The 503-nt window shown below is 70.2% G+C and carries 1 protein-coding gene; it reads left to right on the plus strand.

Translation table 11 applies throughout. The features are described 5' to 3' along the window. Nucleotides 1-314, plus strand: a 314-nt coding sequence (locus AC4FQ5_RS20240; protein ID WP_491146564.1) for a hypothetical protein, incomplete at its 5' end; no start/stop codon positions are given. Between the last annotated feature and the right edge of the window lie 189 nt (nucleotides 315-503).

Consider the following 503-nt stretch of genomic DNA (forward strand, 5'->3'; position numbering starts at 1 on the left):
TGCTCCGCCACGTCGACTCGCACGCGACCATCTACCGGCGCGGACTCGGCGGTGCGGGATCGGCCGATCTCCACGGGATGCTGAGCGTTCACTTCCGACGATCGGTGCTGTCCCTCCTCGAGAGCGGCGCCGTCACGCCGCCTCCCGCTCCGGGTCTCAACCCGGCGCTGCGGGACGACGCGGTCGCGCGGTTCATCGCAGACGGAACGGTCGGGGCGATCGACGCGTGGCTGACGACGGAACCACCTCGCGACGTCGACGGGTTCTTCGCGCTCTTCCGCACGCTCGTCCCGGCATGGTGGCCGCTCACCTGACGGCCGTCCATCCCGAGCGCTACAGCTTCCGCCGAGCGCTACTGCTGTTCGTGGAGCGCTCGGCGACAGGTGTAGCGGTCGGAGGACTTGAGGCCGGGCCAGCCTCAGGCAACCGGTAGGAAACGCCGCTCAGTAGCCGCTGAGCTCCAGCAGCACGCGCGGACCGGTGAAACCGGCGCCCATGCGCTC

This window comes from Chryseobacterium sp. DT-167, assembly GCF_058310155.1.